Raw genomic sequence first — 13,682 nt, forward strand, 5'->3', positions numbered from 1 at the left:
CCCCGTGCAAAAGGGGCGTTTAGCGGCGCGTCACAGGTCGTGCCGTTTGAGGATCTTGGTGACGATCGTGCCGTCGCCCATTTGGTAGCCTTCGATCTTGCCGTAATCCTCGAACCCGCGGGACTGGTAGTAGGCCAGCCCGCTGGTGTTATCGGCGCGAATGTTGGCGTTGATCCACGTGTACCCAAGGTTTTTGGCGGTTTCGCGCATGGCGTTGAACAGCTTGGACCCGATGCCGAGGCCTTGGCGGCCCGGTTTGGCGAAGGTGGCGATCTCGGCGGCTTCGGGCGGCAGGTAATCTCCGCCGGGCGCGATGTATTGGAAACCCAAGATCTCACCCTCCTCGGTTTCGGCGACCAGCCACGCGCCGTTCGGACGGCTCATCCATCCAAGGATGTCTTCGCGGTTTATGTCACCGGTGATCGCGGTGGTGCCGCCAATGGCGATCACCTCACGCAGGAGAGCGGCGATTTCACCGGCGTCTAGGTCATGGGCGGGACGAATGATCATAGGGACTCCAGCAGGGCTTTGTGGCGGGCGGTGAAATCCTGGCGGACGTCCGAGGGCGGGCGAAGGTGGAGGTGGAGGCCGTCGATGATGGTGGGGTCGGGGTGACCGAAGAACTTGTCGGCCTCGGCCGGGTCGAAACCGGCGAGTTGAGTGGCCTCGAGCCAGGCGGAGATCTTGTCGGCGCGTTTGATCAGGGCTTTCACCGATTTGGGCAGCACGGCAGGTAGGCCGAAGCGCAGGTGAATGGCGGCGGTCAGGCGGTCATCCAACGCGCCGTAGCCGGGGCCGACGGCGGCCTTCACGGGGGAAATCATATCGCCAATGACATATTCCGGCGCATCATGGAGCAGGGCCGCGAGTTGCCATTTGGCGGGGCCTTTGGGGGCAAGGCGGGCGTGGATGTCGGTAACGAGGATAGAGTGCTCGGCCACGGAATAGGCGAAATCTCCGCGGGTTTGACCGTTCCAGCGGGCCACGAAGGCGAGACCATGGGCGATGTCCTCGATCTCGATATCCATCGGCGTCGGGTCCAGCAGGTCTAGCCTGCGGCCTGAGAGCATACGTTGCCAAGCTCTCGGTTGTGATTTGGGCATGGGGTGCTCCGGCTTGTTGGTGGGGTGGTTGTAGCAAGTGTTGCTGCGGGGGCCAGCCCCCACACCCCCGGAGGTGTATGGCCAAGGTGAAAAGGGGCGGGGCGCGAGAGTTTCCAGGGACATGTGCTTCTTGGGGTCTGAGCGCAGGGTAATCTGGGTCGTGTATGTTCTGGTTTGGGGCGGGCAAGGGTGCCCAGGCACGCCGCATTGCCGGGACGCAAGGGGGCTGGTATGGGAGCGCCAAACATTGCTTTTGATGAATGCCCGAGGAGGCAACGACATGGACGACTATATCGTCAAGGATATCGCGCTGGCGGACTTTGGCCGCAAGGAACTGGACATTGCCGAGACCGAGATGCCGGGCCTGATGGCGCTGCGCGAGGAATATGGCGCGGAGAAGCCTTTGAAGGGTGCGCGGATCGTTGGCTCTTTGCACATGACGATCCAAACGGCGGTTCTGATCGAGACGTTGGTCGAATTGGGCGCGGATGTGCGGTGGGCGTCGTGCAACATCTTCTCGACCCAGGATCACGCGGCGGCGGCGATTGCGGCGTCGGGCGTGCCTGTTTTCGCGATCAAGGGGCAGAGCCTTGAGGAGCATTGGGATTACCTGGACCGCTCTTTCCAGTTCGAGGATGGCCCGAACCTGATCCTCGACGATGGTGGCGATGCGACGCTCTACATCCTTCTGGGGGCCCGTGCGGAAGCGGGGGAGGAAGTGATTCCCGTTCCCGGGTCGGAAGAAGAAGTGGCGATCAAGGCGCAGATCAAGAAGCGTCTGGAAGCAAGCCCCGGCTGGTTCACCAAGATGCGCGAGCAGATCGTTGGCGTGTCGGAAGAAACGACCACCGGCGTGCACCGTCTGTATGACCTGCAGAAGAACGGCCAGCTGCCGTTCCCTGCGATCAACGTGAACGACTCGGTCACCAAGTCGAAGTTCGACAACAAGTACGGCTGTAAGGAATCGCTGGTGGACGGCATCCGCCGCGCCACGGACACGATGATGGCCGGCAAGGTTGCCGTCGTCATGGGGTATGGCGATGTGGGCAAAGGCTCTGCCGCGTCGCTGGCCGGTGCCGGTGCCCGCGTGAAGGTGACGGAAGCCGATCCGATCTGTGCATTGCAGGCCGCCATGGACGGCTTCGAGGTCGTGCTGCTGGAAGACGTTGTCGCGGACGCGGACGTCTTCATCACCACCACTGGCAACAAGGACGTGATCCGCATCGAGCATATGCGCGAGATGAAGGACATGGCGATCGTGGGCAACATCGGCCACTTCGACAACGAGATCCAGGTTGCCGCGTTGAAGAACCACAAGTGGACCAACATCAAGGAACAGGTGGACATGATCGAGATGCCCTCGGGCAACCGTCTGATTCTGCTGTCCGAAGGCCGCCTGCTGAACCTCGGCAACGCCACCGGTCACCCGTCTTTCGTGATGTCGGCGTCCTTCACCAACCAGGTGCTGGCGCAGATGGAGCTGTGGCTGCGCGGCGATGAGTACGAGAACCAGGTCTACATCCTGCCCAAGAAGCTGGACGAGAAGGTCGCGCGGCTGCATCTGGCGAAGATCGGCGTGAAGCTGACCCAGCTGGATAAAGAGCAGGCCGACTACATCGGTGTGCCGCAGGACGGCCCGTTCAAGCCCGAGCATTATCGCTACTAAGAGGCGGATATGGGACGCTCTCTAACTCTATGCTTTTTGCGAAAGCTGGAGCCCCCCGAGTCAGGGTCACATCTAATGCGCGCCAGACAACTGGCGCGCATTATGTCCGCTCATAGTAGTGATGCCCTGCAGGTTATTTCTCGATCGGTGATCACTCACAATCGCGCGCTCCGGGCGCTGTCCATATCTGCTCTACCGAACGATGTTGTGTTTATGGTGCCCAAGCAAGTTCTTTGGTACTGGACAGAGGCAGATTTCGAGAAACTGCACGCCAAGGCACGCGCTGTAATCGTGGACTACGTTGACAGCAACATCGACGCGATGCACGCCTGTGGCATCGACGTACATCTATCTACATCGTTTGTTGGAGAGCAGGCTCTAACAAAGTGGATAGCTCAAACCAATGCCTCTGGCGTAGCGCGCACTCTGCTTCACAATGTAGATGAACGATTGCAACGCCTACCACCGAAGAACAACGCGGCCAGCCTGGAAATTCTCTATGTTGGCAGCCCACGCTCTACCCATCTACCCGACGCCGCCCGAACAAAGATGCGAGTGCTAGAGGGGGGCACGCCGAAAGAATTCGCCGCGGCGCGCATGGCGCTTACACAAGCGAATGCACATTTCTGCGTGCGCCCTGATCCTAGCCACCTTCTTAGCCGCAAGTACAAGCCGTTCACGAAAGGCTTTACAGCGGCTTGGTGTGGTGCCTCAATGCTTGTGAACCGCTCTGTCGACGACGCCGAGCTCCTTCTTGGTTCCGACTACCCGTTTATGATCGACACCCCATCCGACAAGGACATCATCGAAGGGATTCAGCATATGGAAGACGCCGTGGGCGGTCCTGAGTGGTTGGAAGCGTTGGATCGAGGTAGAACTTTGGCAGATCGTGTCAGCCCTCAAAACCTGGCAGTCGAATTAGAAAATATTGTAAGAGAGGTTGCTGCTTGATGGCTTGGTTCAAAAAACAACGCGCGACGCGCGAAAAAATGCTTTACTCTGAAGGCTTCCCGACTGCGGAGCGTCCAAGTTATCGCGCCGTTCTGAGCGCTCTGGAAATGCAATTGCAAGCAGAGTGGTACCTTGAAATTGGCTCCCGAACCGGGACGTCTTTAGCGGACCGGACCTGTAATTTCATCGCTGTGGACCCAGATTTCTCACTGGGTAACAATGTCTTTAACAAATCGGAAACTCAGTTTTTCTTCCAAGAGGAAAGCGACAAGTTCTTTGCCCGAGATTTTTTGAGCATCAACAAAATTGTCCCTGAACTTGCCTTTGTCGATGGTATGCACTTAATCGAATACATTCTTCGTGACTTCCGCAATGCGGAGGCTTCGATGTCTTCAGATGGTGTGATTGCATTACATGATATCTTGCCCTTCAATACTCGTATGACGACCCGTGACCTGACTGCCTTGGACAAGCTGGACGCGTGGACGGGTGATGTTTGGAAGATCATCCCAATCCTTCAACGCTGGCGTCCGGACTTAACTCTGGAAGTCATCGGCGCGTTTAAGACTGGTCTGCTGGTTGTGCGGAATCTGGATCCGAATAATCGCGTTTTGTTCGATGCCGAGACAGACATTCTCGGCGCATTTCAGGGTACGGAGCTGTCTGACTATGGCCCCAAGACCTTATTTGATTCTTTTGAACTAACCGCGCCCGCTACGTATATCGCCGCGATAGAAGGATAGCTCGGTCAAAACCGATTGCGTGTACTCAACACTTGTTGCCCCATAACCGCAGGGGAGGCAGAGCAGGCTTTTCCCTGCAACTTCCCCTTTCTTGCAACCGCTGCCTAAGGTTAACCTCTGCCCGAGCCCCGCCCGAAGGCCGGGCGAAGGGCCTAAACGACCAATGGGGGACAACAGTCTTATGGGAAAACGTGACGATCTGATCGCGCAATACGCCGACGACCTGCGCAACAAATGTGGCATGGAGCCTGATATGGCTCTGCTCGAAAAAGTAACAAAAGGCTGCGGCCCGGCGATTTACAATGCGGATGCGTCCACGGTGGCAGGCAGCCAGCCGGCAGAGCTGGAGACCGTGAAGAAGAACTTCCTGATGAAGAAGCTTGGCCTGCCCGACGGGCCAAACCTGATGGACGGCATCAACTCGGTCATCGAGACCTATGGCAAATCCGAGCGCAATAAATATCGCGCCGTTGTCTACTACATGCTGACCAAGCACTTCGGCAAGGAATCCGTCTACGGCTAAGGCCTGACGGCGTTGCAAGGCAAGGGCCTGCCCGAGAGTGGGGCGGGCCTTTTTCGTAGGGAAGACAGCATGTTAGAGCTGCGCCCGCATTGCGAATGGCGCGATGTGGATTTGCCGCCCGACAGCGCCGACACCCGCATTTGCAACTATGAATTCACCTATTGCGCCCGCTGCGTGGCGGCCGTGCTGCGCAACGTCTCCCCACCTGCGGCGGCGGTTTTGTGCCCCGGCCCATCCGCCCGAAACACGCCCATCGCGACGGGTTGAGCTTTTGGCTTGGGCATCACCCCGCCAGCACCACACGCAAACATTCGCGCTGGTCCGAGCCAGAGCTTCGCACGCTATGTGACCGTTTGGCTGATACGCCGCCGGACCAGCGTTAGACTTTGCCTAAAATCCTCTGGGCAATTCTTTTGCGTTTCCGCGCACACACAGCGTATCACCCCAATGTCTGGCCAGCACGGCGGACCCATATTCTGATACACGAGCGGAGCGAGGCCGCGCGTGGGTGGATGGGGGGTCCTGAGGGGTCGGGATCCCCCATTTTCATTGCGAGCCTGTCTGTTCCAATTGCGAGCCTGTCTGGTCCAATAGAAGTCTGTCCGTCCTAAAAGGATCACGCGCGTCTGCCGTAGATGTGAGTAGCCTCAGGCAAAGGTGCTGGGGTAGCCTTCGGGAGATCAGTCCTATGGAGACAGACCAATGCGCATTTTTCCCGTCCTTACCTTTTGCATGGGTCTTGCAGGGCTTGCCGGCTTGGCAGCGCCAGCCGATGCCCAAACCACAGCGACGGTCTTGAGCTCCGGCCAGCTTCAAGACGCCGACGCCCGCCATCAAGGGGCAGGCATCGCGGCCCTCGCCCAAACCGCAGATGGGCGCACGATCCTGCAATTCGCGGATTTTTCGGTCACCCCCGGCCCCGATCTGGAGGTGTGGCTGGTGGCCGCCGAAAATCCCGGCACCTCGGCGGCGGTTTTGGCCAGCGAGTGGGTCTCGCTTGGGTCGTTGTAGTCGCCAAACGGCACCCAGACCTATGAGATTCCCGCCAGTGTTGACGCCAGCACCTACGGCAGTGTCGTGATCTGGTGCGAGGACTTCAGCGTCTTGTTTGCAACTGCCACCTTGCGATAGCAGCCAGCCGAAGGGGGGCGGCGGGCTAGAAGCCCTCCCTAAAACCCACCCATTGCGCAAACCAGCGCCCATTCGGCGTCGGTCACCGGCTGAACCGATAGGCGAGAGTTCTTAACCAGCACCATCTCGGCCAACTCCTCCCGCGCCTTGATCTGATCGAGCGTGACGGGCGTGGGCAGGGCCTTCACCGCTTTGATATCCACGCAGTCCCATCGGTCATCGTCGGTGGTGCTGTCGGGATGGGCCTCGGCGATGACTTCCACGATCCCCACCACGGCCTTTTCCGATTGCGAGTGGTAAAAGAACCCGAGGTCGCCCACTTCCATGTCCCGCATGAAATTGCGGGCCTGGTAGTTGCGCACGCCGTCCCATTCCTCGCCCACATCGCCCTTGGCAACCTGGTCGGTCCAGCCCCAGACGCCGGGCTCGGATTTGAACAGCCAGTACGCCATTAGCCGATCACCTTTTTCCACTGTTCGATCCGCACCTTCTCGAACAGGCCCGCCTTGGCGTAGGGATCGTTGTCGGCGAAGTCGTAGGCCTCTTGCATCGTCTCGACCTCGATCACCAGAAGCGTGCCGGACATGCCGCCGTTTTCGTCAATGAACGGCCCGGCCATGACCAGTTTACCGCTGTCTTTGGCATAGGCCAGATGGGCGTCACGATTATCAAGGCGGGTTTGCAGGTGGCCGGGTTTGTCGGTGGCGATCAGGGCGCAAAGCATCGGGGGGTTACTCCGGTTTCAAAGGTCGTGACAGAAGGTGGCTGAGGGCGCCGTCAATGTCGAGGGTGCCGTCAGCCAGCGCCGCGACGGTATCGGCAATCGGCGTATCTTCCGGCGAGGCAGCCAGCTGCCGGGCCGTGTGAAGGCCCTCGACCGTGGTGCCTTCAGCCAGGCTTTCCCCGGTGGCGAGCGCGTGGCCAAAGCGGAAGTTCCGCGACTGGGTGGAGCCGCAGGTCAGCACCAGATCGCCAAGGCCGGAAAGGCCGGTCAGCGTCTCGGACAGGGCGCCTTTGGCGGTGGCGTAGCGCGTCATTTCAGCAAAGCCGCGGGCAATCAGGGCGGCGCGGGCGCTGTCGCCCAACCCCTTGCCGATAACGGCTCCGGCAGCGATGGCGATCACGTTTTTCAAGGCACCGCCAAGCTCGGCCCCGACCACATCCTCGGTCCGGTAAAGGCGCAAGGCGGGCGTGCTCAGCGCCTCTTGCAGGCGTTCGCCTTGGGCGGTGTCAGCGCAAGCGATCGTCAGGGCGGTCGGCAGGCCGCTGGCGATATCCGCCGCAAAGCTCGGCCCGGTCAGCTGCGCCACAAAGGGCGCCGCATCTGCGAGGAGGGCCGTGGGACCACGGCCCGAGGAGCGGTCGATGCCCTTGGCGCAGGAGACGGCAACCTTTGCCTTCAGGGGCGTTTCAGCCGCGAAGCGGCCCATGCTTTGGGTTGGCACCGCGATCAGCGCGATGTCGGCGTCACAGGCGCCCGCATCCCCCGTTACCCGCAGGTTGTCCGGGAACTTCTGCCCCGGCAGCCGAGGGCTTTCGCCCGCCGACAACGCGGTCGCATCCCGCGCCCAAAGCGCCACCTCAAGGCCCGCTTTGGCGTAGGCAATCGCCAGCCCGGTCCCAAACGCCCCTGCCCCGAAGACATCCAGCCTCATGCCTTGGCCCCCTTCTTGCCCGAGCCGATCATCGGCGCGGCATCCGTATCCAGAGGCCAGCGCGGGCGGGCCGACAGGTCCATCCCATCCACCCGCCCGCCTTCAAATGCCAGAAGACCCGCGTAGGCGATCATCGCGGCATTGTCGGTGCACAGCGCCAGCGGCGGTGCGACGAAGGGCAGGTCGGTGACGGCCTCCAGCGCGGCTCGGAGCGTTTGGTTCGCCGCAACGCCGCCCGCCACGGCGAAGGCTGTGACCTCTCCCATCGCGAGGGCACGGCGCGATTTCTCGGCCAGCACATGGGCCACGGTTGCCTGGAACCCGGCGCAGATATCGGCGCGGTCTTGTTCGGTCAGCCCGCCATTTTCGGCGACCAACCCGTCACGCAGTCGCAAGACAGCGGTTTTCAGGCCCGAAAAGCTAAGGTCACACCCCGGACGATCCAACAGGGGACGGGGCAGTTTGAACCGTTTCGCGTCGCCTTCAAGCGCCGCTTTCTCGACCGAAGGGCCACCGGGTTGCGGCAGGCCCAACAGGCGGGCGACTTTATCAAACGCCTCTCCCGGCGCATCGTCGATGGTTCCGCCAAGGCGCGTGAAGCTTTCAGGCCCCTCCACGCGCAGGAACTGGCAGTGACCGCCCGAGACCAGAAGCAGAAGGTAGGGAAACGCCAACCCATCGGTGAGTTGCGGCGTCAGGGCGTGTCCCGCCAGGTGGTTCACCCCCACCAGCGGTTTGCCCAGACCCAAGGCCAAGCCCTTGGCCGCCATCACCCCGGACAACACGCCGCCGATCAGCCCCGGCCCTGCTGTGACGGCAATGGCATCCACATCGTGCAGGGCAATCCCCGCCGTCGTTACCGCCTCTTCCACCACCAGATCGAGCGTTTCGGCATGGGCACGGGCTGCAATTTCGGGAACCACGCCGCCGAAGGCCGCGTGCAGATCGGTTTGAGAGGACACCACGTTGGACAGGATCGCCACATCGCCCCCCGTGCCACGCAAAATCGCGGCGGCAGTGTCGTCGCAGCTGCTCTCGATACCTAGAATGGTCAGTGCCATGACGCTCGTCCGACTAATTGGCCCGATTGTATGGCCGTTGCCTGCGAGGTAACACTGCGGCCCATGCAAGTCCACCAGACGCCCACGCTCCTGCTGACCCGCCCCCGCGCCGCTTCCGAGCGATTTGCCGAGGGATTGCAGGGCGCGACTGTCGTGATTGCCCCGTTGATGGAGATCGTTGCCACCGGGGAGAGCGTGTCGTTGGATAGGGTGCAAGGCGTGATCCTGACGTCCGAGGCGGCAGTAGCCTTTCTGCCGCCCGCGCGGCTTCCCGCCTATTGTGTAGGCCCCCGCACCGCGACCGCCGCGCAGGCTGTTGGACTCGCGGCCGAGGTTTGCGGCCCCGATGCCGAGGGGCTCGTGAACGCTTTGCGCAATCGGCACCTGAAGGGGCATTTGGTGCATGTGCACGGCACCCATACCCGAGGCGATATCGCCGGGCGGCTGACCTCTGACGGATTGGTCGTGACCGGGATCGCGGCCTACGACCAACGCGCCACAAAGCCGCTGCCCACGTTCCATAAGGCGTTGGCGCAACCGGCGCTGGTTGTGCCGCTGTTTTCACCGCGCAGCGCGGGCCTGTTTGCGGAGGCCGCAGTGCAGCTTCGCAGCGACACGCAGATCCTTGCCCTCAGCCAAGCGGTGGCCGAGGCTTTGCCCTCGTCCATGCAGGACCAAACCCATGTGATCGCCCACCCTACGGGCGCGGAAATGCTTAGGGTCATGGAACGATATGGGGTGCAAAGGAATTCCCCCTAGAAGCCTCCGCGGCGTCATGACAGTTTGGACCGGGCTGACTCGGCCCCTTCACCACGCTAAGTATGCGAGTGCGAGTAACATTTAGCAGGGGGCCACCACCTATGGCGAAAAAATCGTCTACCCGTACGGGACGCGAGAAATCCCAAGACGAGACTGTAACGCCAGAAAATGGCGCGGAAACCGATGGCGCGGGTGCGGGCGCGGGCGCAATGGGTGGCGATACGGTCTTGGTGGGCGATGACACCCTGGGCGAAGACAGTGTCGCGGCTGAACCTGCGGCCGGCGACCAGGTCACGATTGAACCCGGCGACACGACAGCGGCAGAGGTCGATGCTGACGACCCGGCACAAACCGAGATCCTCGATGCGGAACCGAAGCCGGAACCGGCGGCAGAGGCTGCCTCTGATCCGGCGCCCGATACCGCCCCGAATACGGACGTGGCCCCCGTGCCTGCCCCCGTCATCCACAAACGCGGACCGGGTATCTTTGCCCTGCTGCTTGGCGGTGTGGTCACCGCGGCTTTGGGCTATGGCGCCGCGATTTACGGCTACATCGGCAACATGGACACCAGCGCCACCGATACGGCCCTGGCCGAGGCTTTGGCTGCGATTGATGCCCAAGAAAACACGATCACCGCGCTACAGGCGGAAGTCGCAACCCTTGCCGCAGCGGAGCCTCCGGCTGTCCCAGAGGTTGACCTTTCGGGTGTAGAAGGCGCGATTGCGGGCGTGGCCAGTGATGTGGCGGGTTTAAGCACCGGGGTCGAGGCGCTGACAGGCCGCGTCGTGGCCTTGGAGGAACGGCCGATTTTCACCGGTGAAGTCGCCGCAGATACCGCCGCAATGACCGAAGCGGTTGAGGCGCTGGAAGCCCGCGTTGCCGCCGAGCAAGCCGCCGCCGCAGAGGCCGTTGCCGCCGCAGAGGCCGCGCAAGCCGCCGCCGCACAAGAGGCGCAAGCCGCCGCCGATGCAGCCGCCGCCGCCGTGGCAGAGGCCGAGGCTAACGCCGCCGCCACCGCTGCCGCGACCCAGGCGCAGGCCGCGCTTAGCCGGGTCCAGGTTGCCATGGCCGCCGGGGGGCCGTTCGCCGATGCCTTGGCCGACATCCCGGCCGATGTGCCCGAGGCGCTGTCTTCCGTGGCCGAGACCGGGGTGCCGACGCTGGAAGACCTGCAAGCCAGCTACCCCGCCGCGGCCCGTGCCGCGTTGCCGATTGCGCTGCGCGAAACCGCTGGTGATAGCACCACGGACCGGGTCGGCGCCTTCTTGATGGGCCAGATCGGCGGACGCTCGGTCGAGCCGCGCGAGGGCGATGACCCCGATGCCGTGCTCAGCCGCGCGGAGGCCGCCGTGGCGGCCGGGGATCTGCCAGCGGCCCTGTCCGAGTTGACCGCGCTGCCAGAAGGGGCGCAGGCGATGATGAACGATTGGGTTGCGCAGGTCGAAACCCGCGTTGCCGCTGATGCTGCGCTGGCGGAGCTTTCTGCCGCGCTTGAAAACTAAGGGCCCTTCCACAGGCCACCCGCGCCCTCAGGGGCCCAATGAAGGATCGCGCCGAATGCTCTGGTCGCTGCTAAAAATCATGGTTTTCATCCTCATTGTCGTGGGGGCGGTGTTCGGCATCACCTACCTGACAGAGCTGGATAACCTTGGCCTGCTCATCGTCCTTGGGCGGGAATTTGTCATCACACCTCTGCTTGCGGTGGTGGGCGCGCTGGTGCTGCTTCTTGCGGTATGGATCCTGTTCAAGGTTGTCGGCCTGATCGTCGCGACCCTGCGTTTCCTGAACGGCGATGAAACCGCCGTCAGTCGCTACTTCGACCGCCGCTCGGAGCGGAAGGGGTATGAGGCGTTGAGCGACGGCATGATGGCGTTGGCCGCCGGCGAAGGCCGCCTGGCAATCCGCAAGGCCGAACGCGCGGGCAAATACCTTGGGCGACCCGAGTTGACGAACCTTGTGGTGGCTCAGGGCGCGCAGATGGTGGGCGACAAGGCGCTGGCGACCGAAACGTTCAAGGCCATGGTCACTGACGAACGCACCCGCTTTGTCGGCGTGCGCGGTCTGATGCAGCAAAAGCTGGACGAGGGCGACACGGATACGGCGTTGAAGCTGGCTGAAAAGGCCTTGGTGCTGCGTCCCAAAAACGCCGATGTGCAGACGACGCTGATCTCTTTGCAATCGCGCTCCGAAGACTGGCAAGGCGCCCGTGGAACGCTGGCTGCTGCCCTGAAAGCGGGCAACGTGCCGCGTGACCTGCACCGCCGCCGCGATGCGGTGCTGGCGCTGGCCCATGCCCGTGACGCCATGGCCGAAGGTCAGGTTGTCACCGCCACCCGCGACGTGGCCGAAGCCAACCGTCTGGCCCCCGGCCTTGTGCCAGCCGCCGTCATGTCGGCCCGGATCGACGTGGAAGCCGGGCGCAAACGCCAAGCCGTAAAAACCATCCGCAAGGCCTGGGATCAGGCCCCGCACCCGGACCTCGCTGCCGCTTTCGCATTGATCGAGCCGGACGAGACCCCGGCCCTGCGCCTGCGCCGCTTCCGCCCGCTGCTGAACAAGCACCAGGGCCACGCCGAAGTGCGGATGCTGGAGGCCGAGTTGCACATCGCGAACGAGGATTTCCCCGCCGCTCGCAAGGCGCTGGGTGATCTGGCGGAAACTGCCCCTACGGCGCGGTCCCTGACGATCATGGCCGCCGTTGAGCGGGGCGAAGGCGCCCCCGACCGGGTGGTGCGCGGCTGGCTTGCCCGCGCCGTGACGGCGCCGCGCGGCAACCAATGGATGTGCAACAACTGTGGCCATGTCCACGAAGACTGGACCCCGGTTTGCGCCAATTGCGAAAGCTTCGACACGCTGGAATGGGCCGAGGCGCGTCAGTCGGAGGCCTCCCTCGCGGGGCCAACCCAGATGCTGCCCCTGATCGTGGGGGCGCTGGAGGACCGTAGCGAGGAAGAAGACGAAGAAGAAGCTGAGGTCCTGGCAGAGGAGCCCGCTGCCCCCCAGGACCCTGCCCTGTTTGACGCGGAAGACGCCGAAGTGGCCGAAAATCCGGATACCGAAGCCGTAGAATCGCGAAATTAGGTCTATTCAATCGCCGTGCGCCTTGCTATCAGCGCGCGCGATACGCCGCAGTAGCTCAGCTGGTAGAGCACATCATTCGTAATGATGGGGTCGGGGGTTCGAGTCCCTTCTGCGGCACCACTTTCCACTCCGGACATGGTCAGAGACATCCCATGGGTCCGCCGCGCGGGTGCCCGAGTGTATCGAAATACAACGGCGGCGTCGGGGTCGCTTGCAGGGACTGATGCTGTGCGCGCGCCCTGCTGTGCCTAAACAACGCCCCGTTCCCATCTGAAAAGCGCCATAGTTCCCACCTAGACATTAATGAACGAGGGCCCGTCCGAGCATTTGCCGACGCGCCATGTAACTTCGTAACGAGAGCATCCGATACGGCCAAACCCGTTTGGGAGCCGTTCAGATACTGAAAGTAACTTCCGAAGCTTAACTCATTGTCCGAGGTTCAAACCGATGACCAATACATTGCCAAAGGTTCTTCACGTTGATGATGACCTCGACATCCTGGAAGTCTCCAGGTTGGCGTTGGAAACCGTCGGCGGTCTGGAAGTTGTTCAGTTTTCTTCCGGCTACAAAGCGGTGGAGAACGCTACGACCCTTCACCCGGATTTCTTCTTGCTGGACGTGATGATGCCCGGAATTGACGGGATCGAGACGTTGCAGAAGCTCCGCGGCATACCGGAGTTCAGCGGCACCCCGGCGGTTTTCATGACGGCCAAGGCTTCGCCCGATGACATTGCCGCCCTGCTTGAATGTGGCGCGGTGTCGGTTATCAAAAAGCCTTTCGATCCCATGACCTTGGCGGACGAGATTGTCGATCTGTGGCAGAACTCGCGCCAGAGCATCGCCGCCGCCTGATCGCTGTAAACCACCACCGAAGGCCCCTTCCTTGGTTGAGAGGGGCCTTTTTTGCGGCCCCGCGGCGCCGCCTTCAACGATCCCCGCAGCCCTGCGTGGGACCTGCTTTCCCTCCCCCTCCCCCCTGACAAGAGAGCACAGGCAGCAACGTGCCAAT

At 62.2% G+C, this 13,682-nt stretch carries 16 protein-coding genes and 1 tRNA gene; 11 read left to right on the top strand and 6 right to left on the bottom strand.

Going from position 1 to position 13,682, the window contains the following annotated elements:
- Window positions 1–30 precede the first annotated feature (30 nt).
- Together AADW23_RS02760 and AADW23_RS02765 are read right to left on the bottom strand one after the other, a co-directional pair.
- Window positions 31–510: a GNAT family N-acetyltransferase gene (locus tag AADW23_RS02760; protein ID WP_341862997.1), complete on the bottom strand. Its 480-nt coding sequence runs from the start codon at window positions 508–510 to the stop codon at window positions 31–33.
- Window positions 507–1,103 carry an HD family hydrolase gene (locus AADW23_RS02765; RefSeq protein WP_341862998.1) on the bottom strand — a complete coding sequence of 199 codons (597 nt, stop codon included), beginning with the start codon at window positions 1,101–1,103 and terminating at the stop codon, window positions 507–509. The genes AADW23_RS02760 and AADW23_RS02765 overlap by 4 nt, the downstream gene beginning before the upstream one ends.
- Before the next feature lie 280 nt (window positions 1,104–1,383).
- Between AADW23_RS02765 and ahcY the strand changes: the two genes are divergently transcribed.
- From ahcY to AADW23_RS02795, 6 genes are all read left to right on the top strand, one after another.
- Window positions 1,384–2,769, top strand: coding sequence for an adenosylhomocysteinase (ahcY, locus tag AADW23_RS02770; protein ID WP_341862999.1), 1,386 nt, complete (start codon window positions 1,384–1,386; stop codon window positions 2,767–2,769).
- A 75-nt stretch (window positions 2,770–2,844) separates the two neighbouring features.
- Entirely contained in the window at window positions 2,845–3,720 is an 876-nt protein-coding gene (locus AADW23_RS02775) for a hypothetical protein (RefSeq protein WP_341863000.1), read from the top strand.
- Complete coding sequence (locus AADW23_RS02780; RefSeq protein WP_341863001.1) at window positions 3,720–4,463, top strand: hypothetical protein; 744 nt, start codon at window positions 3,720–3,722, stop codon at window positions 4,461–4,463. Before AADW23_RS02775 ends, AADW23_RS02780 begins: the two co-directional genes overlap by 1 nt.
- Before the next feature lie 181 nt (window positions 4,464–4,644).
- Window positions 4,645–4,986, top strand: a complete 342-nt coding sequence (locus AADW23_RS02785; RefSeq protein WP_341863002.1) for a DUF2853 family protein — start codon at window positions 4,645–4,647, stop codon at window positions 4,984–4,986.
- Window positions 4,987–5,055: 69 nt separating this feature from the next.
- The gene (locus tag AADW23_RS02790; RefSeq protein ID WP_341863003.1) at window positions 5,056–5,253 is read left to right on the top strand and encodes a DUF1272 domain-containing protein; all 198 of its coding nucleotides are present in this window, start codon (window positions 5,056–5,058) and stop codon (window positions 5,251–5,253) included.
- Between the two features lie 435 nt (window positions 5,254–5,688).
- Entirely contained in the window at window positions 5,689–5,997 is a 309-nt protein-coding gene (locus AADW23_RS02795) for a hypothetical protein (protein WP_341863004.1), read from the top strand.
- Between the two features lie 158 nt (window positions 5,998–6,155).
- Here the strand turns inward: AADW23_RS02795 and AADW23_RS02800 are convergent, their stop codons facing one another.
- Genes AADW23_RS02800 through tsaD form a run of 4 tightly spaced genes read right to left on the bottom strand, consistent with a single transcriptional unit; the run spans window position 6,156 to window position 8,833 of the window.
- Window positions 6,156–6,569: an EVE domain-containing protein gene (locus AADW23_RS02800; protein ID WP_341863005.1), complete on the bottom strand. Its 414-nt coding sequence runs from the start codon at window positions 6,567–6,569 to the stop codon at window positions 6,156–6,158.
- Window positions 6,569–6,841, bottom strand: a complete 273-nt coding sequence (locus AADW23_RS02805) for a YciI family protein (protein ID WP_341863006.1) — start codon at window positions 6,839–6,841, stop codon at window positions 6,569–6,571. The genes AADW23_RS02800 and AADW23_RS02805 overlap by 1 nt, the downstream gene beginning before the upstream one ends.
- Before the next feature lie 7 nt (window positions 6,842–6,848).
- Window positions 6,849–7,772, bottom strand: a complete 924-nt coding sequence (locus tag AADW23_RS02810; RefSeq protein ID WP_341863007.1) for an NAD(P)H-dependent glycerol-3-phosphate dehydrogenase — start codon at window positions 7,770–7,772, stop codon at window positions 6,849–6,851.
- Window positions 7,769–8,833, bottom strand: a complete 1,065-nt coding sequence (tsaD, locus tag AADW23_RS02815; RefSeq protein ID WP_341863008.1) for a tRNA (adenosine(37)-N6)-threonylcarbamoyltransferase complex transferase subunit TsaD — start codon at window positions 8,831–8,833, stop codon at window positions 7,769–7,771. Before tsaD ends, AADW23_RS02810 begins: the two co-directional genes overlap by 4 nt.
- Window positions 8,834–8,896: 63 nt before the next feature.
- Between tsaD and AADW23_RS02820 the strand changes: the two genes are divergently transcribed.
- The 5 genes from AADW23_RS02820 to AADW23_RS02840 all read left to right on the top strand — a co-directional run bounded on the left by AADW23_RS02820 (window position 8,897) and on the right by AADW23_RS02840 (window position 13,525).
- Window positions 8,897–9,592, top strand: coding sequence for a uroporphyrinogen-III synthase (locus AADW23_RS02820; RefSeq protein ID WP_341863009.1), 696 nt, complete (start codon window positions 8,897–8,899; stop codon window positions 9,590–9,592).
- A gap of 101 nt (window positions 9,593–9,693) precedes the next feature.
- The gene (locus AADW23_RS02825; protein ID WP_341863010.1) at window positions 9,694–11,094 is read left to right on the top strand and encodes a hypothetical protein; all 1,401 of its coding nucleotides are present in this window, start codon (window positions 9,694–9,696) and stop codon (window positions 11,092–11,094) included.
- A gap of 55 nt (window positions 11,095–11,149) precedes the next feature.
- A complete protein-coding gene (locus AADW23_RS02830; RefSeq protein ID WP_341863011.1) occupies window positions 11,150–12,673 on the top strand; it encodes a heme biosynthesis HemY N-terminal domain-containing protein in 1,524 nt (507 codons plus the stop codon).
- A 44-nt stretch (window positions 12,674–12,717) separates the two neighbouring features.
- A tRNA-Thr gene (locus AADW23_RS02835) sits at window positions 12,718–12,793 on the top strand.
- A 327-nt stretch (window positions 12,794–13,120) separates the two neighbouring features.
- Window positions 13,121–13,525: a response regulator gene (locus AADW23_RS02840; protein ID WP_341863012.1), complete on the top strand. Its 405-nt coding sequence runs from the start codon at window positions 13,121–13,123 to the stop codon at window positions 13,523–13,525.
- The last annotated feature ends 157 nt before the right edge of the window (window positions 13,526–13,682 follow it).

Source organism: Gymnodinialimonas sp. 57CJ19, from assembly GCF_038396845.1.
Classification (GTDB): domain Bacteria; phylum Pseudomonadota; class Alphaproteobacteria; order Rhodobacterales; family Rhodobacteraceae; genus Gymnodinialimonas.